Raw genomic sequence first — 22711 nt, forward strand, 5'->3', positions numbered from 1 at the left:
TGATGAACAGCCCTTTTCCGATCGGGGCGCGAGTATGAAATAACCCAGCACCTTAGTCAAGTATATAACCAAGCAAAGTACTCGGGTACTCAACTAGTCTGGGCGCCCCTTGCCACCAGAGCGGTGAATATAGTTCTGGATGGAGGTGAGCATGCCGCGCAGGATACCCAGCTCCATATCATCCGGGCGCACACGGCTGTACAGCCTACGCAGTCGGGTCATAGTCTGGCGAGGGTTATCCGGATCGATAAAGCCCAGTTCACCTAAAGCTTGCTGGAGGTGCTCAAAATAGAGCTCCATATCGCTGGCTTTGGACGGTGGGCGATCCCAGTCTGCATAACTCACAGGCTCGCCTTTCTCTGCTTCTAGCGCCGCCATACGCACCTCATAAGAAAGCACCTGTACGGCGGTCGCCAGGTTTAGAGAGCTGTACTCGGGGTTGGCCGGAATATGCACATGGTAATTGCACGCCTGAAGCTCTTCATTGGTCAGGCCGCGGTCTTCGCGACCAAACACCAGCGCCACCGGGTGGCTGGAGGCCTCGGCCACTGCGCGCTCACCGCACTGGCGCGGTGTCAGCAGAGGCCAGGGAATACGTCGCTCGCGGGCACTGGTGGCCACCACCAGGCCGCAATCCGCCACCGCCTCTTCCAGAGTGTCCACTACTACTGCACTGTCGAGCAGCTCCGCCGCACCAGCGGCGCGCCATACGGCATTGGCCGCAGGGAATTCCCGCGGTGCAACCAGATAGAGCTGGCTCAGGCCCATATTCTTCAGGGCGCGCGCCGCGCCGCCAATATTTCCTGGGTGGGCACTGTTAACCAGAACCACACGCACATTGTCGAGCGCACTGAGCGGAGTCGTGTCTAATGGGGACTTGGCCATACTGAAAGTAATAATTCGGTGTCATGGGGGCGCGCGAGTGTAGCAAAAAGGAGCGGGAATCCATACAATCGCGTCCGCTGCGGTTAACCCGCGGTCTGCTTTTTAACCACTTCAACCACTTAGTGCGGAATAGTTATGGAACCCATGCTAAATATTGCCCTGCGCGCAGCGCGCAAGGCCGGAGAATTGATCGAACGGGCCTGGGAGCGCGGCGACCTAATGAAATTCGAGGAAAAGGCGCGCAACGATTTCGTCACCGAAGTGGACAAGGCCAGCGAACAGGAGATTATTTATCACCTGCGCAAAGCCTACCCCAAGCACAGCATCCGCGCTGAAGAGAGTGGCCTGATCGAAGGCGCCGAGCCCGACTACGAGTGGATTATCGACCCTCTCGATGGCACCACCAACTTTATCCACGGCGTACCCCAGTTTGCGGTATCTATCGCCTGCCGCTACCGCGGCCGCATTGAGCACGCGGTGGTTCTCGACCCGATTAAGCGCGAAGAATTCACCGCGAGCCGCGGTCGCGGCGCGGCCCTTAACGGCCGTCGCATCCGTGTTTCCCCCCGCCAGGGCCTACGCGGCGCTCTAATTGGCACCGGCCTACCCTTCAATGGCCCCGCTCTGGAAAACATCGACCCTTACTTGGGCGCTTTGAAAGAGATCGCCGGGCAGACCGCCGGTATCCGCCGCCCCGGCGCCGCCGCACTGGACCTGGCCTATGTAGCGGCCGGGCGCTTTGACGGTTTCTGGGAGATGTATCTGAATACCTGGGATATCGCTGCAGGCTCGCTACTGGTCAAAGAGGCCGGCGGTTTAATCAGCGACTTCCGCGGTGGAGAGGACTACCTGGAATCCGGTAATCTGGTCTGTGCCACCCCCAAAGTCTTCAAGCCGCTGGTGCAGATCGTCGGTAAGCACCTGGGCTCCGTGCGCTAAGCTTTATTCGCTCACTGGCCCGGCGACTGCCGGGCCAGCTGTTACGGTGCCGCTAAACTGACCGACCGGCCCGCCCAAGGGTTTCCGCCAGCACACGCGACAACTGCATAAAGTCAAACTCTGCCGGAAGTGCCGGATAGTTCTCCCCACTGGGTTTTTCACCAACCAGTACAAAGCGCATGGCTCTAGTGGCGATATCCTCCTGCAAAATAGAGATTAGGTCCGCAGCGGACATGCCCGGCACTTCACTGTGAAACAACAGTACATCGGGACGCTGCGTTCGCGCGATAAAAATTGCCTCCACCACATCGGTGGCAATCAGGCACTGAACCTGGGGACTCTCCTTCAGCATTTCCTTAAGCTGGTCGGCCGCAGCAGGGCGGTTATCCACAAGTAACACGCGCCCCTCCGGCAACTGCGGAGGCTCCTGTGGATGAGCAGAAAAGCTCATAAGGGCATCGGGCGCATCGATCATAGGGAATTCGATCCAGAAAACTGAGCCCTGCCCCTCCTGACTATCAAAGTCGATTCGCCCACCCATAGCCTCGGTGAGCCGCTTGGCAATTGCCAGACCCACGCCGGTCCCCTCTATATGACCCTTTTCCTCCCCCAAACGATTAAAAGGCTCGAACACCTCGCTGCGCCGATCCGGAGAAATGCCCTTACCGGTATCGAGAATACTCAAGCGCAGCCAGCCCTCTGCCTGTGGAGTGAAATTAATAATGACCCTGCCATTATCCCGGTTGTATTTCACTGCATTGCCGGCGAGGTTTAGAACCACCTGCTTGTAACGTACCGGATCAGCGCAAATATAGGCAGATTCCCAGCCGAGAGGCTCGTAGACCAGACTGACCCGGCGGGTCTCCGCCAGTGGTTCCAGCAGGCGCTTACATTCGGCCACTAATTCCACCGGGCGCACCGATTCCATTGAGGGGCCGAGCCGCCGACTGTCGATACGGGCGAGCTCCAGCACATCCCCCACCAGGTGCAATAGGTGTTGACCCGCTCGGCGAATCTCCCCCAGCCGCTGGCGTTGGTCGGAATTCAAGCTCTGATCCAACTCCACCATTTGGCTGTATCCCAAAATGGCGTTGAGAGGGGTCCGCAGCTCATGGCTCAGGCTGAATAAAAGATCGGCTCGATGGGCATTTTCCTCGCGCTGCTGGTGCAACTCCCGTTCCAGCCGCGCCTGGCTCTCACGTCCAGCGCTAACATCCTGCAAAACCCCGAACACCCGCACCGGTTGACCGCGGCTGTCCAGTTGGGCCTTGCCGCGACAGCGAACCCAAACCAAGCTGCCATCGGAGCGCCACAGGCGGAATTCCACATCCAGGGGCAGCCGGTCGCGCACATGGTCCAACATCGATTGTTCCACCCTGGCTATATCCTCGGTGAGAATACGCGCTTTCCATTGCTCCGCAGCAGAGCGCCCAATACTGCGAATCGGGCTCACCTCGTAGCCAAGAATCCCCCAACAGGCGTCATCGAGTACCATTTCATCGGCGCGTAAATCCCATTCCCACAAACCATCTCCCACCCCGGACAACGCCTGCAGTGGCCGCTCACTGGGTAGATTGGTCAGATAGCGCTGCGAAAGTGCCTCGCTATAATCGGCACAAGTGCCAATCGCGATCACCTCGCTGCCATCGGCACTGGTGGTAGCCCGGCCACAAAAGCGCAGCCAGCGCATTTGTCCGGAGATGTCGTAGGCGCGAAAAGCGATGTCGAAGTAGCCACCCTCGCTGGCGATCCTTTTGCGTAACGCAAAAATGCGGTGGCGCTCATCAGAATGCACCGGGTGCAACTCGGCGCCAGACCACAGACCCTGAAGGGCGCGATCAGCACTATCGGCAAACAAATGCCAGATATCCCCCTGAGCGCGCTGGGCGCCACTATTTAGGTGCCACTCCCACAGACCGCAATCCACATCCATCATCAGCCCCTGCAGGCGACCGGTTTGGTGTGTGAGCTCCAGAACATCCAGAGAGTGCAACTCCTCTGGAGTTGCCAGCAGGAAAGGGAGATGGGGCGGAACGGGGTTCTGAAATTCGGACACGCTTAACTCGATTCGTTGGCATTGCTGGCAAAAAAAGGGGCATTTATACCTAGGCGCGAAAAGGGCGTCTATTTACCAAGCATTAGTGCCAATCAGAATTCCACACAGAGTCACAAAAATAAAATTTTTTTCGAGTGGGAGCGCTTGGAAAGAGGGATAGAAGAATAAAAAAGGCCCCGCAGAGCGGGGCCATAATCAGCGATGATGAGAGAAAACGGGAAGTTCCTCATTGGAAACGGTTTGCCATAACCCCATGCAAACTCCCCGAAGTACGGGTCATGCGTCCCGTACGTTTCTAATGCTGCAATCGGTATGCCAACTTTCTCGTAGGATTTTGCGGTGGCCGATCTCTTTTTTTCCTGGCGACCAAGCAATATGAACCAACAAGTGCCAAAAAACCTAAATATCGCACCAAAAAGAGGCGCAACCTGCCAAGGACAGCAACCACTAGAGGCCTGATGTAAAAAAATCCCTCTGAGAAATTCTGTGCGCCACTAGATTGGATGATCCACAAATATCCTTTAGGTAGAACAATGCCAAAGGCCTTTAGTGGGACAACATTGTGATGGGGCAACACCGCCACTCTCTGCTGATCGCCGCCAGTATGAACTTTGCTTTCGGCCTAATCCTCGGTCTGATTACCGGAGGTATTGTCGCCATGTTTTTGCTGGCAGGTGTTTTGCGCATGGTAATCAATCACCATGCCGCCTTCGCTTTCAACTCTTTGGGGCCACCACTGGAGCAAAAGAAAGTTCAGGGCGATATTTCGGCCCGGGACAACCCTGTTATCCATACTTTTGCATTTGGCGAGGGCTATCAAAACTCCCATCACGCCTTTCCCAAAGACTATCGAAATGGCGTAGGCTGGTTTGCGTACGACCCGACTAGACTAAAGGGCTGATAAAGGGCCTCAGTTGGCTGGGTATCACTTGGCAGTATGGATGGCTGCAAAAAGCGCACTGCGCCTCCTCACAATAATTATCTATATTCTCTGTGTAGCATCGTATTGGTAACTGGAAATTATCCCCAGAAATACACCGCCAAATAACTTCATAGAAAAATTGCGCCACTAACTATACGGGGCTTCCCGAGGCCGTTTCACAAACAGGCTCGAATTATGAATACTACTTCACCAACATCCACAACCAAGCGCAAATGCTTTTGGGTTCCCACAGTGCTGTTTGCCAGTACAGGTTTCCTGGCCCTGACCGCCGTGCCCATCTACGGGCTGATGGTTGGATATCACTGGTACCAGTGGCTCGCCTTCGCACTATTAGCCGCCTTGTGCAGTCTCTCGGTAACAGCAGGCAATCACCGGCTCTGGTCTCACAGAAGCTATAAAGCCCACTGGTCTCTACGCCTGTTCTTTGCCTTGTTCAGCGCGGCTGCCCTACAAAACTCCACCCTGACCTGGAGCGCTGCGCACCGCTTGCATCACCGCCATATTGATGACAATGATCGCGACCCCTACTCAGCAATGCGCGGCTTCTGGTTTTCTCATATCGACTGGATGATGCACGAATATCCAAGCAGCCACTTGGATTATAAAAATGTCGGGGATCTGAAGCGCGACAAGATCGTGATGTGGCAACACAATCACTATATCCCCATCACCCTCAGTATGAATCTGGGTATTCCTCTAGTGCTTGGGCTTCTCACCGGCGATGTGATCGGTATGCTATTGCTCGCTGGAGTACTCCGTATCGTAGTCAATCACCACACAACTTTTTTGGTCAACTCTCTGGCGCACATGTGGGGCAAACGCCCCTACAAAAACGATATCAGTGCACGAGATAATATCTTTCTGAACTTGTTGGTTTTCGGTGAGGGATACCACAACTACCACCACGCCTTTCCTGCCGATTATCGCAATGGCGTAGGCTGGTTTGCGTACGACCCAACTAAATGGATGATCAAGCTGTTCAGTTGGATCGGTATCACCAACGACCTAAAAACCCCCTCAGCGGTACAAATACAGAAAGCCAAACTGTCAGTGCAGTTCAGCCAGGCGGAGGAGAAGCTCGGAGGCAGCGCACACCGGGAGGACTGGTTAAAACTATTGGAGAACGAGGCCATACAATTCGCCAGGGCTCTGGAAAACTGGAAAAACCTGCAGTTACAGCGCGCCCAGTGCCGCGGGGATAAGATCGCGGAGAAGTGGCGTTCGCTGGCAATTCAAAACAAGGTTAAGGAGTTAGAGTTCGGCTTGAAAATGCAGAGCCGGCGTCTGAGTAGACTGATAAAGCAGTGCCAGACGGATTCAGCCACATCCTCCTAACAGTGCTGCGAAAATGCTGGAAAGTGGCAATAGGCAACTGCCTTCGAGTGGGTTAAAGGGTTTTTTCCGCAGCGAATTCACGCATGGAATACGCCACCCGCTCGTCCACCCCTTTCTCGAGCATCTCTTCATCCAGCCCCTCGATAAAACGCAGGCGCTGGCGCAGACCCACACCGTTAGCTACCTGAATTGCGAGACCGGGACGAGCATTGGCTTCGAGTAATAGCGGACCGCGCTCGCGATCCAAAACGATATCGCAACCGAGATAGCCGAGACCGGTCATTTCATAACAGCTCGCCGCCAGACGCACCAGATCGTACCAACCCGGAACCTTCAGCTCACCGAAAGACATCTTGGTATCCGGGTGGTGCTGGATGCGTAAGCCGCGCTGTACAGCGTGGCAGCTCTTGCCAGTGGCCAGGTCGATACCCACTCCTACAGCGCCTTGGTGCAGATTAGCTTTACCATCGGAGCTATGGGTAGAACAGCGCAGCATTGCCATCACCGGAAAACCGCGAAACACAATCACGCGAATATCCGGTACTCCCTCGAAAGAGTAATCCTGAAACACCGGGTCGAAATCCACCAGAGCCTCCACCATTACCCGGTCAGGCTTGCCGCCGAGGCTGTAGAGGCCACTGTGAATATTGTTAACGTGACGCAGAATATCCAGGGCTTCAACTTCAGAGCCGGAAATCTTCTTGTACTTATCCCCATCGCGCCCGGCAATGACCAGGATACCTTTGCCCCCCGAACCGCGCGCGGGCTTGATTACAAACTTCCACAAGGGATCGATCACTTCCATCACGCGCTTGCGGCTGGCCGGAGTTTCAAAGGCTGCGATCAATTCCGGTACTGGTATGCCTGCGCGCTTGGCCGCTCGCTTAGTGTTCAGTTTGTCGTCGACAATTGGGAATTTTTCCCGATCGTTGTAGCGCGCAATGTAATTGATATTGCGTGCATTCATCCCGAGTATGCCCATCTCATTCAGGGCCATCGGCGAAACCATACCACCGCGAACCTTGTTGATGATGTGCTTGAATGAAAATTGAAGCATCGCAACCCCCTACTTGATCAGAGGCCGAAAACGCATCAGCTCGCTGAGGCGATAACCGGTGTAGTTACCCACAACCAGGATAAAGGCCAGAAGAACCAGCAGCAGCTCGGGGAAATTAAAGGTCCAGTGTTCCACATAGCGGTTAGTCATCACCCACCAGGCCAAAACAGCCACCAGCAGGCTGCCGCCGGCCTGTACAATTACCTCGTAGGGGCCATCCTCCTCCCAAACGATGGACATGCGCTCAATGGTCCAGGCCAAAATAATCATCGGGAAGAAGGTCACCGTCAGTGCCTGCTCAATTCCGAGCTTATAACTGACCACACTGATCACCCCCATAATGAGCACCACCGTGACCACCACGGCGGCGATCCTCGACACAAGGAGCAAATTGAGCCGACTCAAGTAGAAACGCACCCACAATCCGAGCACCAGGATCAATACAAAAATTGATAGCCCTGTGAGCAGCTGGGTTTCAATAAAGGCTATTGCCAGGAGTACCGGCATAAAGGTACCGGAGGTGCGCAAGCCGACAAAGATGCGCAGCAGCACCACCACCAGGGCACCTACCGGCACCAGTAAAATCAATTTAAAGATGCTTTGTTGCTCGATGGGCAGGCTGTAGATGGAGAAATCCACCAGCGCCTCTTTTTCGCCCTTTGTGCTGCGCATGGAGACATCCCGTGCAGGCACGTCATTGGAAATGACCGAGAAAGTCACCTGCGAATTGCGGCCACCCTCCAGGTCCAGCAGACTCTTGCCACCGCGCTGCCAGATAAAGAAGTTTTCTGGAATTCCGGGCAAGCCGCTGCTTGGCTCGAAAACAATCCAGCGCTGACCATCGTAAACTTCGAGCAGATCCTCTGGAGCAAGGCGGCGACGGTCGTCCTCAAGATAGAGGCCGCGGATACGATGCGCGGGAATATCGGCGGTAGCCAGCATCAGCAGAGCGACATCCACCAGGGATTTATCGGTGTAGTGGCGGAAGACCAGGTTGCGATCCTGGTTACCATCGTCGTTCAGCTCAAACAGCAATTGAGTGGTGAAAGATTCCACGTCGGAGGAGCGCTCGCGGGCCTGCTTAACTAACGAATCAATCGCCAGACGCACGGCTTCTTGCTCCCGTGCACCGAGGAAAGGTTTCTGTACCTGGGTGCTGAGATTCAAAGGCTGTTCGAGCGCCGCACCGGGAGTCTGGTACACATCCAAGCGATAGAACAGGGACTGGGGTCCCTCGGCGGAGCGGCGCGTCCAAACTGCCCGATACTCATCATTTTCCCGGGCGATAAAAAAGCCAAAACCGGAGGAACTGAAAGTCTCGCCGAGGATTTCCATATTGCGTTGCTCACGGGGCAAAGTCAGCGCAGCTTTTACCGGGCCGCCCTCCGCATCGAAACCCACTTTGGCCTCAATGGTCCAGACAGTACGGTATTCACCCGGCAGCAGTGGAAAACCTAATTCGAAATGTTTGTAAGCGGTGAGACCCGCCCCGATCAATGCGAGCAATGCCGCAATAACATAAACTTGAACGCGCGGCGACATTCGCCCTTCCCCGTAACTCTAGGGTTCCAAAAGGAACCTAATCTTAATAAGCGGCCTATTTATTCCCGAACACCCGAGGCTGCCCTTGGATATTGCGCCGGCTCACATCGACAACCGCGGCATCTTTGAGGAAATTGCGTCCCAGCACCATCACAATATCGTTGCGGCCCTCATCCGTCAGACTGACCTCAACCATATGAGTAACCTCACCCACAGTGAGATTCATCTCCACTACCGGGCGACGCTGGCTCGGGAAACCAATACGGTTCGCACGGATATGGCGTTTGATGGGCAGTTCGATAGTAGAAGTTTCCGCCTTACCATCCACTTCCGGCAGTGCCAGCTGAATTCTGATCCAGTCCTCACCATCGCGCTCAAAGCGTGTCAGTGTCTGGGCACGCAGGGTGGTTGTCGGCGCACCGGTATCCACCACAGACTCAACTACCAGACCGGAGGGCTCGATAGAGATTTTCTCCACGGCTCCTAGCACCAGTTTGTCCTTGGCGACGGGCACTTCGACTACTTTTTCTAGGGTTCGTTCGATGACTTTTTCAACGACCCTGACCTCTGGTTCTGCGCAGATCACCTCCACAGGCTCTGGGCACTGGAGTATTTCACCCTGAGATTGGCCCGATTGTGCAGTAGCGGGTTCTGCCCCTTGCTGGCTCTGTGCGGGGTACATCAGCGACTGACAGCCCAGCAATAACTGGACCGCGACCAATAACCACAGAAGGGAAAATTTCTGCATCCTAACGATTACCTCTAGCCCCATTAGCATTCCAATCCGACCGCACTGTCTTCGCAGCGTTCACGGTAGCAAGCGCAGAAATTCCTCCCAACGCAAGCAAAAGGCCGATATTAGCCTATGAAAGAGCTTGGTGAACAGGGATGTTCCTAGAGTCGAGCGATGCAAGCGCCACAATGTGACACGCGCCAGATCTTGAGAATTTGACGGCCAACCGTGAATCGTTATAGCTAACAAAGTAGATGAAAGCGAGGTGGGGCGCCCAGTGGACGCCAGAGAGGAGGACTCAGCCGCGCTGCAGGCGCTCGTCGATGCCCTTGAGAATCTTGATCAGAGGCTCAGCGCCTCCCCTCTCTTTGAAGAACTCTTCCGCGATTGGCGCTATGCCACACTGTTGCGGTAGCGGCATCTGCCCCTCAATTAGCTGGCGCATACGCGGCAAAAAGATGAATTGCAGCCACTGCGGCAGAGTCAGGGTATCTACACAGAAAGGTTCCCTGCTGGCTAAGGCTTCCGCTGTTGGGGCCTCCTCCTGCCACAGGGCCATGCGGCGCAACTCGGCTTCGAGCTGTAACAATTGATCGGCGACTTCAGAGTAAATAGCTTGCATAGATCCAATCCCTAAACCGCCCTGCCGGGCGGCTTGTAATCCCAGTGCCCCTGGCAGGAATTCCAAACCTGTAGACGAAAATGGGGCACACCAAAGAGTAAGAGGTTATTCGATATGGCGGTTAAAGGGCGGCAGTGAATTGAGAATCGCCTGGCCGTAGCGACGGCTCACCACACGTCGATCCAGCAAGGTGACTGTTCCACTATCCCCTTCCGCACGCAACAAACGACCGCAGGCCTGTACCAGTTTCAGGGCTGCATCCGGCACGGTGATCTGCATAAATGGATTGCCACCCTTGGCCTCAATCCATTCTGCCAAGGCCGCCTCTATTGGGTCATCGGGCACCGCGAAAGGCAACTTGGCAATCACCACATGCCTGCAGTAATCCCCAGGCAAATCCAGGCCCTCGGCAAAACTGGCGAGACCAAACAACACACTGCTGCCACCACCATCGACGATTTCACGGTGTGAGTCGAGTAAATGCTGACGGGACTGCTGCCCCTGCATCAGGATGCGGTTGCGCCAGGTACCGGGCAGTGCCTCGTAGACCGTCTCCATCTGACGGCGAGAGGAGAAGAGTACCAGGGAACCACCAGAGTCCTTGAGCAACTCCGGCAGAGCATCAATCACCGCATCGGTGTGCTGGTCCGCGTTACCTGCATCCACGGCACAAGCGGGAACCTGCAGAGTGGCTCTGGAAAAATCAAAGGGACTGGGAACCACTTGGTAGCTGGCATTTTCCGGGGTACCGGCACGCATGCGCAGGCGGTCAAACTTGCCCAGTGCGGTGAGCGTCGCGGAGGTAAGCACCGCACCATAGCAGCGCCGCCAAAGGCTGTAATCCAAAGTCTTGCCGGCCAGGATGGGCGAGCTGCACACCTCGAAATCGGTCGAACCACCCCAATCCACCAGAGTAACCCAGCGCGCCTGAGGCAGGGCGCCATCGGCATCTGCGCGGGCATAGTTGGCCCAGAGCAACAAATTGGCCTCGGCACGCCCATACCAGCTGCCTAGCTGAGGGTACCAACGCTCCAGATCTACAATAGGCACCGGAGAGTGAGCGTCCTCGAGCATACGCTGGGCCGTTTGCAACATTTTGCCGAACAGCCCCTCCAGCTCGTCAAAATCCTCGCGCAACTTTTCCGCCAGCTGCATCATGGAATCCGGCACCACTCCACCCTCGAAGCGGTGTCGAGTGGTATTACCCCGCTCATCCTCAAATTCGCACAATTCTTCAATCAGCGGCCACATTTGCTCCAAGCCCTGTTTGGCAGAGGTGAGCACCGCCGGTAGCTGCTCACCACAGCGATCCAGTTCGGCACCATCGCCGATCTCTCCCAACATCTGGCCAAGGGCCTTGTTGGCTTGGTCGAGCCAACCGGTGGAGGCGCCGACACGGCTGTGATGGGAGAAATGATTGAGGGCCTTGTCCGGCAGGTGATGGGCCTCATCGAGCACGTAAATCGTCTCTTCTGGGGGAGGCAATATGGCACCGCCGCCCAGGGCCAGGTCCGCCAGTAACAAATCGTGATTGGCAACAATCACTTGGGTCTTGCCCAAGCTCTCGCGCGCACGAAAGAAACTGCAATTGGTGACATGGGGGCAGCGACGGCCGCTGCATTGACGGTGATCTGTAGTTATCCGACCCCAGTCATCGGCCTCGATAGTTTCCGGCCAGTTGTCGCGGTCACCATCCCAACGGCCAGAGGTCAGACTGTCAGTCATCTTCTGGTAGAGGGCAACACTGTCCTCTACCACCTGGGGCAGCTCGTCTTCATAGAGTCCCAGAGAGAGGCCGGTACCGCTGGCGGAAAAACTGGAGAGTAGTTGATCTAATTTTGACAGGCACAGGTAGCGACCGCGCCCCTTAGCCAGGGTGAACTCAAAGTTGAGGCCACTGTGACGCGCCACTTCGGGCAGGTCCTTGTGGATAATCTGTTCCTGCAAAGCAACTGTGGCGGTGGAAATCACCAGGGTTTTGTCCTGGGCCTGGGCCAGGGGAATGGCGGCAAGTAAATAGGAGACCGTTTTACCGGTACCGGTACCGGCTTCCACTACACAGATATGCTCGCCTTCTGTCTTGCTGCTGTCGCGCTCGCCACTGGCACTTTGCACAATCGAGCCCAGCGTGCGGGCAATGGCTGCCACCATCAGTTTTTGCCCATAACGGGCCTTGAGGCCACGGCTGGAAAGGAATTGGCTGTAGGCAGCCTGGATGGCAGTTTTGTGTTTATCGTTGAGCACGGGGGAGAGTCTATTCGCTAGTGGGTGGCGCAGGGGGCGTTATTATCCACTAAGCGCCCCCTCCTCACCAGCACCGCAGAGGCTGAGTGCCCCTCTTACACTGATTCCAAAACAGTTATTCAAATGCGAGGCGTGAAACTACCGGGTTGGCATAGGCCTGGATCGCCTTTTCCCGCCAACGCTCATCGACCTTGGCCATGCGCGCTTCAAACTTCTCACGGGTCTCCAGGTGTTCACTGGCATCCCAGGGCTTGTGCGGGTAACCCACCGGCAATCCGGACACCTCGCCGTAGATCATTTCGTAGGCGATCAGATTCGTGGGATGCAGGGTGTAATTGCCGACAATCTGGCGATCAATCTCTTCAGCGACGCTGTTAACGTCATTGAAATCCGCCTCGATCGGTGTACCAAATGCGGTGTGCACCCGCCCTTTGAAGCCGATCACACCCTTGCCGATGGAGGCCAGATCCTCGTTCTTGGCCTTCTTGTACTCGTCCTTGTGTTCGGTGATGTAGAGTTCCTTGGCTTTCTGGGCATCGCAGGGGTCCCACTCGTAGGAGATGGACAGGGGCACTATGTGCAACTTGCGCCAGAAATCCGCAAAGGGCATATCCCGATCTTTCGTCATGGCGAACATGGCCGCCAAGGCCGGATTAGTACGATCCATACCATCCTTCGCACGCCCGGAGCGCTGCGCGATCCACACATGCTCATTGTCATTCACGATGGAATGGTAGATGTAGTTAGACAGCATTGTCGCCGACTGCAGCTTTTCCCTGCGGGTGCCAGAACTGCGCTTAACGGTAAAGCACTTGTTGAGCTTCATAATATCGCCGGCAAACTGCTTGCCCAGCAGGTTATCGCCGATGGCGATTCGGGAGGTCTCATGCCCCTCCTTGTACATGGACACGATGGCAAAAGCCGGGTCCATGGCGATATCCCGGTGATTGCTTACAAAGAGACAGGCGCGGTCCCGCGGCAGGGTATCCAGCCCAGAAATTGTCAGCCCGGAGGTGGTGCGGCTCACCACCTTGTCGATGTATTTTTCTACAATCGCCTGTACACCACGTACATCGTGCACTTTGCGGAATTCAAAACGCAGGAACTGGCGTACCAGCCAGGCCAGGGGGCCTTCCAGGCGCGCCAGTTTGGGGATCAGGAAATGCGCTACAGCATGGGACATTTCCGGGTCGGCGATCAGCCTGTCCAGAACAGCACGCACCTCATCGTCGCGATAAGGGCGCATATCCTCAAATTGAGCGGGGTCTAACTCACTTGCTCTCATGACATCACTACCTGCCGGACCGACTATCTACCCGTGGCCCGGGCTCATTTTATTGTACGGCCACAGGGTAGCCGGGATAAGAAATCGGCGCAGAACATACCGGAAGCCTCGCCGAACTGCTAGCACCTCACCCGACCAGATCGATGACCAAGGCGATGAAAGAACCGTTAGACGGGTCAGTCAGTAAAAAGGTCCTCCTGTCCCAATTGCTATTCAAAGTAGACTTCACCGTCCCAAGCCGGGAGAATAGGAGGGACAACCGCCGCCGACGGCAAAAACAACGATAACGAATACGGCACAAGCCACGCAGTCAAGCAGGAGTCCACCTTGTCTCAAGCCACCCCCACTAATGAACCGCGCACGCCCAGCCTGCTGGATGCGTTGATCCCCCTGGGGATCCTGATCGCACTCTTGTCACTGTCAGTGTATTTTTATGGCGCCGATTCCTCTTACGGCCCCAACCAAATTGCACTGTTGTTGTGTGCCTGCGTGGTTGCGCTCATGGGCATGAAAAACGGCCACAGCTGGAGTGATATGGAAGGCGGCATGCTGCACGGCATCGGCCTGGTATTCGGCGCGATTCTGATACTACTGGCGGTGGGCGCTTTGATCGGCAGCTGGATATTAGCTGGCACTGTGCCTTCGATGATTTATTACGGGGTACAGATACTCTCGCCCCAATGGTTCTACGCCGCCAGTTGTATTATCTGTGCCGTAGTGGGTCTTAGCATCGGCTCCAGCTGGACCACCGCAGGCACACTGGGTGTGGCTCTGATGGGGATTGCCGGTGCTCTTGGCTTGTCCCCGGAAATCACTGCGGGTGCGGTAATTTCCGGCGCCTACTTTGGCGATAAGATGTCGCCGCTATCTGACACGACCAACGTGGCTGCGGCGGTAACATCGAATGATCTGTTCCAGCACATTCGCCATATGATGTCGACCGCGATTCCAGCCTTCGTTATCGCCTTGGTGGTGTTCGCGTATCTCGGCCTCACTTCTGAAGCCAGCACTGCCTCCGCATCAGATATCGAGTCTTTACTTACCGCCCTGAAGAGCGAATTCAAAATCTCCCTGATCAGCCTGCTGCCTCTGATCTTGCTACTCGCTATGGCCTGGCGCAAAGTCCCCGCCTTCCCCACGTTGATCGTCGGCTCCCTGGTGGGCTGTGCCATCGCATTGATTTTCGAACCGGAGACTGCCCGCCGTCTGGGGGGAGATGAAGGTGCCCTGGCCGCGCTCAAAGGCGCCTGGTACAGCCTGTTCGATGGCTATAAATCCACCTCTACGAATGAGAATGTCGCCGCACTCCTCTCGAAAGGCGGTATGAGCAGCATGCTCAATACCGTGTGGCTGATCACCTCCGCCATGGCCTTCGGTGGCGCCATGGAGCGCGCCGGCTTCCTACAAGTGATTGTCAACTGGACTCTGTCACGTATTAAAACCGTGGGCGGCTTGGTGACCTCCACCGTATTCACCTGTTTCGGCATGAACGCCGCCGCTGGCGACCAGTACATGGCAATTATTATTCCGGGCCGTATGTTCAGAGAAGCCTTTGAAGAGAAGGGCCTGCATGGGCTAAACCTGTCCCGTACACTGGAGGACTCCGGCACCATCACCTCCGTGCTGATCCCCTGGAATACCTGTGGGGCCTATATGACGGCTACCCTTGGCATTTATACCTTCTCTTACCTACCCTATGCCCTGTTTAACATCATCTGCCCGCTGCTGGCGATCGCCTACGGCTGGTTGCACTTTAAGCAGATGCCGATCTCAGTTGCGGCCACAGCACCCTCCGATAAAAAAGAAGGAAATCTACAAAGCTGTCATGAGTGAAAGCGGTACCCTGAGCGCCCTGATAGAAGAGGCGGACTTTAAATTACGCTGGTTCGATCTGGGCCGGCGTCTTCAATCTGTACCAAAGTCTACAGCCGAGGCTTTCGAGGCGGGCCAAAAGGCCTGGCCTCACCCCTATTTGCGCCAGGCCTGGAGTGGTCTCTTGCTGCAACCCGTTGAGGGTGGTGAACCGGCGGTTTGGTTCCTGCGCTTTCCCCTCGATGAGCAGGGCAAGCTACAGCTACAGGCCCGCGATGGCTTGCTGCGCGCCCTGGCCCAAGAGCTGAAGCAGGCGCCCGCTTCCGAATCCGCAGCGCAGCTGGACCAATTACTGCAACAAAGCGGTCTACTTTATACCCCTTCCAACGAGCGCCAAGCTGCATTTCACGCGCACACCCAACGGCTTCTGAAGCGCACACCTAGCGCGCACTATGCAGCAATACTCGACTATTTCCACAACCCCCAGAAGTCCCGCTGGGATAACCTGGCCCTACAGGGAATTGCCGATCTATCAGCCCGCTGGGACTCCCAGAAAGAGCTTCTGTTAAATCAGTTGTCCCATATTGCTGCGCCAGTTTTTGTCAATCTGTGCCACTGTCTGGAAAATGAAGTGGTCGATCACCAGCTGGTAGAAGCCATCGCCACTCGGGCACATGACTCTTTACACAATGACACTCCGGATTTCACCCTGATTGCCGCTGCAGTGCGTGGTATCTCTCATTCGCCGGCGCAGGGGTTACGCGGCACTTTACTGCAAGAAGTTTTAAAGCATCTGACACAAAAATCATCGAGTGGCACTCAGAGCATCAAGGCTAAGTCTATAGAGCTTCTTGCTGCCATCGGCAGCCGCTGCCCCCAAGACCTAGAAAATCCACAATTAGCCAAACTTTGGCTCAATGCACTGGCAGATAGTAATAACCAGGATACCTTTAACTTATTGCTCTCTGACTTAATGTTTCTGCCCAAGGTGCGCACCTCTCTACTAAGTACATTACGCGACCCAGAACGGGAAGAAACCCTGGCTCAGGCCTTCGGTCATTTCCTTCATGGACCCAAATCCATTCACTAGGGTCTTCAATCTGGCAATGATGTAGCAAAATTTTGGCCTACCTCATTGCCATATTTACGCCTTATCTTTACACATTCCACCTGTAAATGATTTTCGTCATCTTCATAAGAAGAGTACTCATCTGCGCAACGAATAAAAGACTGCCATTTTTACATTCGCTAACTTCTATTCCAGCAATAGTTCACCTAAAATCCCGCAAAAGAAAACTGCAACAAAAAACATTAAAAAATAAATTTCAACTCACTCCACCGCCACAAAAAACAACACACTTAGCAGCACCTCAGAAAGAAAACGCTATTTTTACAGCCTAAAACCCTACAAACTGGCGCAAGCTTCTCCCTGACTTTGCACCTGACAGCTTTTTTTTTCCTGCGCCTATTACACTCAATTAGGCGGCTTCTTTGTAAAACACATTTTACAAAGCTGACCAACAGGTGACGTTTTATTGGCTATGCTAATGGCTAACATCAACGGAAAGGAGTTAGGGGATGAATTTCACTCCAGCCAAGTACTTAATCGGTATTATCAGTGCACTGGTTCTAGCAGGTTGCTGTAGCCCTCCGGCACCGCCAGCTTACTGCCCACCAGGTGCTGAACAAATTCCAGTTTCCATGGCCTGCCCTGCAGATGCTGACTGCTGGATGGCTTCTGACAGAGTACGCTGCATGAAAGTGGTGAAGTAAAATCGTTTCAAGCAGAACAGCGTGGTGATTCATACTAAATGAGGTTTTGACTAAATTTACACTGACAGACACACAAGTAACAAAGCATTATTTAGTATGGATCACCACCAAATGCCGCTTTAACGAGCGGCATTTGTTTTTTCTCTCCCCCATTCTTAGCGAAGACTCTTTTCTTGTAATAGACTGTACCGTCTCAGATACTGGCCCCGCGAAAGTAATAAGTTAGGATTGCCAACCCTTTGACACCAAGCACCGTTCAGCTTGGAAAGACCGAAAAAAATTACTCAAAAGAGAGTTAATTAACGATCAACATGACAAGTGAAGCTCTGGCCCTGAGCCGTACCTCTGCAATTGGACAACTCCAATTTCATTTCAAACAACAAAAGTGGTCTTTACGCGAACTTTTCGCCACCGATCCCCAGCGCACAACCAGTTTTAGCTGCGAAGCCTCTGGTATCTATCTGGACTTCAGTAAAAATCACCTGCGGCAGGACACTCTGCAACTGTTACTCGACTATGCCGAAGATCAGGATTTGAGCAGCCAGATTGCTGCCCTGCTTGACGGTGCCAATGTCAATAATACCGAACATCGACCAGCCCTACACACCGCCCTTCGCTTTCAGGGAGTGGCAAAAACTGAACACGAACGCGCCGTGGCTGACTGCCGCGTTCAGATGCAGCGGTTTGCCGATAGCATCCATCAGCAAAAGTGGCTCGGATTCAGCGGCAAAGCTATTCGCCATATCGTCAATATCGGCATCGGTGGCTCCGACCTCGGTCCGCGTATGGTGGTTGAGGCTCTCGGCTCATGGCACAAGGAAAGTATTCGAGTACATTTCGTAGCAAATATTGATGGTGCCGACCTCAGTGATACCCTCAAAGGTCTCAACCCGGAAGAGACTCTCTTTATCATTGCCTCTAAATCTTTTTCCACTCTGGAAACCCGAGAGAATGCTCTGAGTGCACGTCAATGGGTACTAGCGGCGGGTGCCACTGAAAAACACTTATCCCAACACTTTGTTGCCGTAAGCAGCAATATTGTGGCCGCACAAGACTTTGGTATTGCCCCAGAAAATATTTTCCCTATGTGGGACTGGGTAGGTGGCCGCTACTCACTGTGGTCGGCCATTGGTCTGCCGATCATCCTGGCCTACGGCTACAACGTTTATGAGCAACTATTGGCCGGTGCCCATAGCATGGACACCCATTTTGCCAGTGCCCCTCTGAAGGAAAACCTGCCGGTATTGCTGGCTCTTATTCAGTTCTGGTATCGCCAGTGCTGGGGTGCCAGCAGCCAAGTGATTCTGCCCTATGCTCAGCGTCTATCCAAATTTCCCGCCTGGATGCAGCAATTGGATATGGAGAGCCTGGGTAAAAGCGTGGATAAAGAGGGCAAGCCTCTGGAGTATCCCAGCGGCAGTGTGATCTGGGGCTCCGAGGGGACCAATGGACAGCACTCCTTCCATCAACTATTGCACCAGGGCACTGACCTGATTCCAGCGGATTTTATCGCCATCAAGCAACCGACCTCTGAGCTAAGCGAGCAACACCGCTGGTTACTGGCTTGCTGTATCAGCCAGAGCCAGGCTCTACTACGGGGCAAATCCCTGCACGAAGCCCGCCAGGAACTGGAGGATGCCGGCTATACCCACCGCGAAGCCCATGCGCTGGCACCACATAAAGCCATTCCCGGTAATCGCCCAAGTAATACTTTGATACTGGAAAAGTTAGACCCGCATCACTTGGGAGCTCTGTTAGCGCTTTACGAGCACAAGGTATTCACCAGCGGTTGCCTTATGGGAATTAACCCATTTGACCAATGGGGGGTAGAGCTAGGCAAACAGTTAAGTGCGCAGATTTATAATGCCGCAGATGGAAATGTTCCCGAGGATTGGGATAGTTCAACTCGCTCTCTGATGGAAAAGCTCTTGTAAGACCATTTACAGAGAGCTCCACTAAAAAGGCCACATCAAAATGTGGCCTTTTTAGTTATGTTTCACAGAGAAAGAGAATTCTTTATTTCTGCGCCTCAGCACCACGCTTCAATAGAGGCTCAATCAAATCCAGTGGAAGTGGAAACACAATGGTTGAGCTATTATTTGCTCCGGCAATATCAATCATGGTCTGCATGTAGCGCAAAGTAATGGCGTTAGCATTTTGAGATAGCTGATTGGCAGCTTCTGTTAATTTTAAGGCTGCCTGGGCTTCGCCTTCTGCATGAATTACCTTGGCTCGTCGTGCCCGCTCTGCTTCAGCCTGCTGGGCAATAGCACGCACCATGCTCTCATCCAGGTCGATATGTTTAATTTCGACATTAGTGACTTTAACACCCCAGGCATCAGTTTGCTCATCAAGGATTTTTTGAATATCCACATTGAGTTTGTCCCGCTCGGAAAGCATCTCATCTAACTCATGCTTACCCAGTACAGATCGAAGCGTCGTCTGGGCCAGTTGGCTGACAGCTTCGTGATAAAATTCAACATTGATAATCGCTGACTGTGAATTAACAACCCGGTAATAAACGACCGCATTCACTTTTACTGAAACATTATCGCGACTGATCACATCCTGTGTAGGGACATCCATCACTACGGTGCGCAAGTCCACGCGCTCCATGGTCTGGATAATTGGGATGATGATAATCAGGCCAGGTCCTTTCACCGTCTGAAAGCGCCCCAGAAAAAAGACCACCGCACGCTCATATTCCCGCAAGATTCGGATGGCATACATCAATAGCAGTAATACCGCGAGCACCAACAGCCCAACAAAATAACTGACCATGCTTATCTCTCCCTATAACTGCTTGTAAATTTTGCTGGGGTAAATTCGCACCAGCAAAAGCCAATTTAAATGCCAACCGCAATGACTAGCCCGGCTCAACATAGAGCAGCAAACCACGCTGGGCGATAACACGCACTCGCTGCCCAGGCTCCAGTGGCGTCTCACAGTGCGCCCGCCATATTTCACCACCGAGGTGCACCAGCACCTCTTCTTCGCTCACATTGCTCACCACTGCCACTCGTCCCACCAGGGCCTGATCGGAGGCAAGTCGCGGTTTGCGCAAACTCCTGCCCACCGCCATTAAAAGACCCAAAAGAAAAACACCACTCACTCCAGCAATTGCCGCGATGAGTTTTCGCGATACCTGCATGCCCGGCACATCGGTATCGATCAGCATTACTGAACCAATCACCAAGGCAATAATCCCACCAATTCCCAAGGCGCCAAAACTGGGCATAAAGACTTCCGCCACAATCAAAAGCGCCCCAACAATAATCAACGCCAATCCGGCATAATTAATCGGCAAAACCTGCAAAGCATAAAATGCCAAAAGCAGGCAGATAATCCCCACAATGCCGGGCACAAAAGCGCCGGGGCTATACCCCTCGAAAATCAGCCCATAAATACCGATCAATAAAAGAATATAAGCCACCTGGGGATTGGTAATCAGAGCCAGTAACTCATTACGCCAATCTGGCTCGTAATTTTCTATGGGGAGTTGGGCAATCTCTGCCGAAATGGTAATTTCACCGGAATCAAGAGATACTTTACGTCCGGCCACTTGCTTCAGTAAATCCTCGTCATTCTTGGCAACAATATCGACAACATTCATCTCAAGCGCTTCCGAAGCGGTCAGAGTTGCCGCATCACGAACGGCCTTCTCCGCCCACTCGGCATTGCGTCCATTGCGTTGTGCCAAGCCTCGAATAAAAGCAACGGAGTCATTAACCATCTTGCGCTCCATGGCGGTGCCGGATAATGGCTTTTCCTTTTTGTCCTCGTCTTTACCTTCCTCGTCGTCTTTATTCGCTTTCTCTTTTTCCTCTTTTTGGTCGCTCTCTTTCGGATTGCCACCCGGAGATGGCGTTCCCGGTGGTCCGCCTATTTGTACCGGCGTGGCGGCCCCCAGAGTTGTAGCCGGGGCCATAGCTGCTATCTGGCTGGCATAGAGGATATAGGTGCCGGCACTGGCTGCACGGGCGCCCGAGGGGTACACATACATGGCAATAGGGATAGGAGAGGAAAGGATATGCTGAATAATATCCCGGGAAGCCGCATCCAGACCGCCTGGAGTATCAATATGCACAATGATTAACTCGGCACCCCGCTCACCAGCACTCTCAGTGGCACGCTTAAAGTAATCCGTCGTAGAGGGGCCAATGGCGCCATCAATAGTCAACAGCGCCACATGGGGGGAAGTACTTTCCTGTGCGGCACTTTTTGAAATCAAAACGACGAGGAGCAGCGTCAGGATGAGCGCGCCGCGCAAGAATACCGCTGACGATATCTGATTCGACATGCATCTTTCCCTGATGCGATTGCGGAGAAACCCGGGCCAGCCATCGTATTTCTGGCCGGGGTAACTCAATCAGATTAACAGAAAAAAACGGCGTTATCCGAAAACAAGGAAAGTGACGTTAAACTGGGTTGCGACGGCTATGCCAGTTTACTTCGCGGGCGTATTTATCCACTTGACGTTCCACCCCTAATAGCAGGGCAAACAAAGCCATACGCACCAGCAGGCCGTTATCGGTCTGGCGGAAAATCGCCAGGCTCGGATGTTCGTTCAGGTCGGTATCCAGTTCGTTGGCCTCTGCGCGTGAATCCCTCGGCAGGGGGTGCATAATCACCGTATTGGGCTCTGCATAGCGAGTAAAAATCGCCCGGTTAAGGCGGAAACGCCCGCGATAGCGGTTGGCCTCATCCTGAGAGGCAAAGCGCTCTTCCTGGATACGGGTGGAGTAGACGATATCCACATGGGCGATTGAGGATTCCAGCTGGTCGGTCACCGTCACCTCGTGCCCCACCTCGCGCAGCTTCTCCACAATCGCATCGGGCATTGCCAGCTCCGGTGGGGAGACCAGAGTGATATGTACACTGCCAAATAAGCACAGCAGCTTGCACAGGGAGTGCACGGTGCGACCGTGTTTGAGATCGCCAATCATGGCGATGCGGAAATCATCCAGGGTACGGCCATGGGCGGCCAGCTCTTTGCGAATAGTGTAGAGATCCAACAGCGCCTGGGTGGGATGCTCATTAGCGCCATCACCGCCGTTGACCACCGGCACGCGGCTCGCTGCAGCAAATTCTGCCACAGAGCCCTCCTGCGGGTGGCGCATACAAATCACATCGCTGTAGCCCGACAGTACCCGCGCCGTATCGTAGAGGGATTCTCCCTTAGCCATAGCGCTGGCAGTAATCCCCACAGTTTCCCGAACCGTGCCACCCAATAAGTTAAAAGCAGCCCCAAAGCTCAGGCGGGTACGGGTGCTCGGCTCCATAAACATATTGCCGAGAATCGCCCCCTCCAATACGCGCGTTACCTTTTCGCGCTTTGCATAGGGGGTCATGGCGTCAGCCACATCGAATACGCGCTCTATATCGGCACGTTCGAACTGGCTGACGGACAGAATATTGGCTCCGATAAAGTCCATGGTTACTCCAGTGATTGCGCCTTGTGGGCGCGGGTGTTCGCGAGCGGCAT

18 protein-coding genes are annotated in these 22711 nt (G+C 54.2%); 7 read left to right on the forward strand and 11 right to left on the reverse strand.

From position 1 onward, the window contains the following. Nucleotides 1-93 precede the first annotated feature (93 nt). Nucleotides 94-885, reverse strand: a complete 792-nt coding sequence (trmJ, locus tag ACJJIC_RS19355; RefSeq protein WP_444885875.1) for a tRNA (cytosine(32)/uridine(32)-2'-O)-methyltransferase TrmJ — start codon at nucleotides 883-885, stop codon at nucleotides 94-96. Between the two features lie 135 nt (nucleotides 886-1020). Between trmJ and ACJJIC_RS19360 the strand changes: the two genes are divergently transcribed. Then, a complete protein-coding gene (locus tag ACJJIC_RS19360) occupies nucleotides 1021-1824 on the forward strand; it encodes an inositol monophosphatase family protein (RefSeq protein WP_252084804.1) in 804 nt (267 codons plus the stop codon). Between the two features lie 52 nt (nucleotides 1825-1876). Here ACJJIC_RS19360 and ACJJIC_RS19365 read toward each other — a convergent pair whose 3' ends face one another. Continuing rightward, complete coding sequence (locus ACJJIC_RS19365) at nucleotides 1877-3880, reverse strand: hybrid sensor histidine kinase/response regulator (protein WP_444885876.1); 2004 nt, start codon at nucleotides 3878-3880, stop codon at nucleotides 1877-1879. 565 nt (nucleotides 3881-4445) lie between these two features. Here ACJJIC_RS19365 and ACJJIC_RS19370 point away from each other — a divergent pair. Further along, complete coding sequence (locus ACJJIC_RS19370) at nucleotides 4446-4781, forward strand: fatty acid desaturase (protein WP_444911000.1); 336 nt, start codon at nucleotides 4446-4448, stop codon at nucleotides 4779-4781. A gap of 216 nt (nucleotides 4782-4997) precedes the next feature. Continuing rightward, nucleotides 4998-6158: an acyl-CoA desaturase gene (locus tag ACJJIC_RS19375; protein WP_444908874.1), complete on the forward strand. Its 1161-nt coding sequence runs from the start codon at nucleotides 4998-5000 to the stop codon at nucleotides 6156-6158. Between the two features lie 52 nt (nucleotides 6159-6210). Here the strand turns inward: ACJJIC_RS19375 and ACJJIC_RS19380 are convergent, their stop codons facing one another. The 6 genes from ACJJIC_RS19380 to ACJJIC_RS19405 form a co-directional block, all read right to left on the reverse strand. Further along, complete coding sequence (locus tag ACJJIC_RS19380) at nucleotides 6211-7215, reverse strand: alpha-L-glutamate ligase-like protein (protein ID WP_252084800.1); 1005 nt, start codon at nucleotides 7213-7215, stop codon at nucleotides 6211-6213. A gap of 9 nt (nucleotides 7216-7224) precedes the next feature. Then, a complete protein-coding gene (locus ACJJIC_RS19385) occupies nucleotides 7225-8757 on the reverse strand; it encodes an inactive transglutaminase family protein (RefSeq protein ID WP_252084799.1) in 1533 nt (510 codons plus the stop codon). A 55-nt stretch (nucleotides 8758-8812) separates the two neighbouring features. Next, nucleotides 8813-9505, reverse strand: coding sequence for an ATP-dependent zinc protease family protein (locus tag ACJJIC_RS19390; RefSeq protein WP_252084798.1), 693 nt, complete (start codon nucleotides 9503-9505; stop codon nucleotides 8813-8815). A gap of 283 nt (nucleotides 9506-9788) precedes the next feature. Continuing rightward, nucleotides 9789-10112: a YqcC family protein gene (locus tag ACJJIC_RS19395; RefSeq protein ID WP_444885880.1), complete on the reverse strand. Its 324-nt coding sequence runs from the start codon at nucleotides 10110-10112 to the stop codon at nucleotides 9789-9791. Nucleotides 10113-10217: 105 nt separating this feature from the next. Beyond that, a complete protein-coding gene (dinG, locus tag ACJJIC_RS19400; protein ID WP_445357693.1) occupies nucleotides 10218-12356 on the reverse strand; it encodes an ATP-dependent DNA helicase DinG in 2139 nt (712 codons plus the stop codon). Nucleotides 12357-12471: 115 nt separating this feature from the next. Next, on the reverse strand, nucleotides 12472-13641 hold the full coding sequence (locus tag ACJJIC_RS19405; protein ID WP_444888193.1) for a 1-acyl-sn-glycerol-3-phosphate acyltransferase: 1170 nt from the start codon (nucleotides 13639-13641) through the stop codon (nucleotides 12472-12474). A gap of 327 nt (nucleotides 13642-13968) precedes the next feature. Here ACJJIC_RS19405 and nhaC point away from each other — a divergent pair, with 327 nt between their 5' ends. The 4 genes from nhaC to pgi all read left to right on the forward strand — a co-directional run bounded on the left by nhaC (nucleotide 13969) and on the right by pgi (nucleotide 19160). Next, a complete protein-coding gene (nhaC, locus tag ACJJIC_RS19410) occupies nucleotides 13969-15474 on the forward strand; it encodes a Na+/H+ antiporter NhaC (RefSeq protein WP_444908871.1) in 1506 nt (501 codons plus the stop codon). Beyond that, a complete protein-coding gene (locus tag ACJJIC_RS19415; protein WP_444908870.1) occupies nucleotides 15467-16543 on the forward strand; it encodes a DUF3549 family protein in 1077 nt (358 codons plus the stop codon). The genes nhaC and ACJJIC_RS19415 overlap by 8 nt, the downstream gene beginning before the upstream one ends. Nucleotides 16544-17031: 488 nt before the next feature. Beyond that, nucleotides 17032-17226, forward strand: a complete 195-nt coding sequence (locus tag ACJJIC_RS19420) for a hypothetical protein (RefSeq protein ID WP_252084792.1) — start codon at nucleotides 17032-17034, stop codon at nucleotides 17224-17226. 311 nt (nucleotides 17227-17537) lie between these two features. Beyond that, on the forward strand, nucleotides 17538-19160 hold the full coding sequence (pgi, locus tag ACJJIC_RS19425) for a glucose-6-phosphate isomerase (RefSeq protein ID WP_444908869.1): 1623 nt from the start codon (nucleotides 17538-17540) through the stop codon (nucleotides 19158-19160). A gap of 82 nt (nucleotides 19161-19242) precedes the next feature. Here the strand turns inward: pgi and ACJJIC_RS19430 are convergent, their stop codons facing one another. The 3 genes from ACJJIC_RS19430 to ACJJIC_RS19440 all read right to left on the reverse strand — a co-directional run bounded on the left by ACJJIC_RS19430 (nucleotide 19243) and on the right by ACJJIC_RS19440 (nucleotide 22661). Beyond that, complete coding sequence (locus ACJJIC_RS19430; RefSeq protein WP_252084790.1) at nucleotides 19243-20007, reverse strand: slipin family protein; 765 nt, start codon at nucleotides 20005-20007, stop codon at nucleotides 19243-19245. 85 nt (nucleotides 20008-20092) lie between these two features. Then, nucleotides 20093-21526 (reverse strand): NfeD family protein, encoded by a 1434-nt coding sequence (locus ACJJIC_RS19435; RefSeq protein WP_445357694.1) that lies wholly within the window; start codon nucleotides 21524-21526, stop codon nucleotides 20093-20095. Between the two features lie 118 nt (nucleotides 21527-21644). Then, entirely contained in the window at nucleotides 21645-22661 is a 1017-nt protein-coding gene (locus tag ACJJIC_RS19440) for an aspartate carbamoyltransferase (protein ID WP_252084788.1), read from the reverse strand. Between the last annotated feature and the right edge of the window lie 50 nt (nucleotides 22662-22711).

The sequence above is a fragment of the Microbulbifer mixtoriginis (SeqCode) genome, from assembly GCF_052468275.1.

Coding starts and splice junctions, on each gene's coding strand:
- ACJJIC_RS19370 (WP_444911000.1), top strand. CDS start 4,446: ATGGGGCAACACCGCCACTCTCTGCTGATCGCCGCCAGTATGAACTTT.
- ACJJIC_RS19420 (WP_252084792.1), top strand. CDS start 17,032: ATGAATTTCACTCCAGCCAAGTACTTAATCGGTATTATCAGTGCACTG.
- pgi (WP_444908869.1), top strand. CDS start 17,538: ATGACAAGTGAAGCTCTGGCCCTGAGCCGTACCTCTGCAATTGGACAA.
- ACJJIC_RS19430 (WP_252084790.1), bottom strand. CDS start 20,007: ATGGTCAGTTATTTTGTTGGGCTGTTGGTGCTCGCGGTATTACTGCTA.
- ACJJIC_RS19380 (WP_252084800.1), bottom strand. CDS start 7,215: ATGCTTCAATTTTCATTCAAGCACATCATCAACAAGGTTCGCGGTGGT.
- ACJJIC_RS19390 (WP_252084798.1), bottom strand. CDS start 9,505: ATGCAGAAATTTTCCCTTCTGTGGTTATTGGTCGCGGTCCAGTTATTG.
- ACJJIC_RS19440 (WP_252084788.1), bottom strand. CDS start 22,661: ATGGACTTTATCGGAGCCAATATTCTGTCCGTCAGCCAGTTCGAACGT.
- ACJJIC_RS19360 (WP_252084804.1), top strand. CDS start 1,021: ATGGAACCCATGCTAAATATTGCCCTGCGCGCAGCGCGCAAGGCCGGA.
- ACJJIC_RS19375 (WP_444908874.1), top strand. CDS start 4,998: ATGAATACTACTTCACCAACATCCACAACCAAGCGCAAATGCTTTTGG.
- ACJJIC_RS19385 (WP_252084799.1), bottom strand. CDS start 8,757: ATGTCGCCGCGCGTTCAAGTTTATGTTATTGCGGCATTGCTCGCATTG.
- ACJJIC_RS19395 (WP_444885880.1), bottom strand. CDS start 10,112: ATGCAAGCTATTTACTCTGAAGTCGCCGATCAATTGTTACAGCTCGAA.
- ACJJIC_RS19435 (WP_445357694.1), bottom strand. CDS start 21,526: ATGTCGAATCAGATATCGTCAGCGGTATTCTTGCGCGGCGCGCTCATC.
- ACJJIC_RS19405 (WP_444888193.1), bottom strand. CDS start 13,641: ATGAGAGCAAGTGAGTTAGACCCCGCTCAATTTGAGGATATGCGCCCT.
- ACJJIC_RS19415 (WP_444908870.1), top strand. CDS start 15,467: ATGAGTGAAAGCGGTACCCTGAGCGCCCTGATAGAAGAGGCGGACTTT.
- trmJ (WP_444885875.1), bottom strand. CDS start 885: ATGGCCAAGTCCCCATTAGACACGACTCCGCTCAGTGCGCTCGACAAT.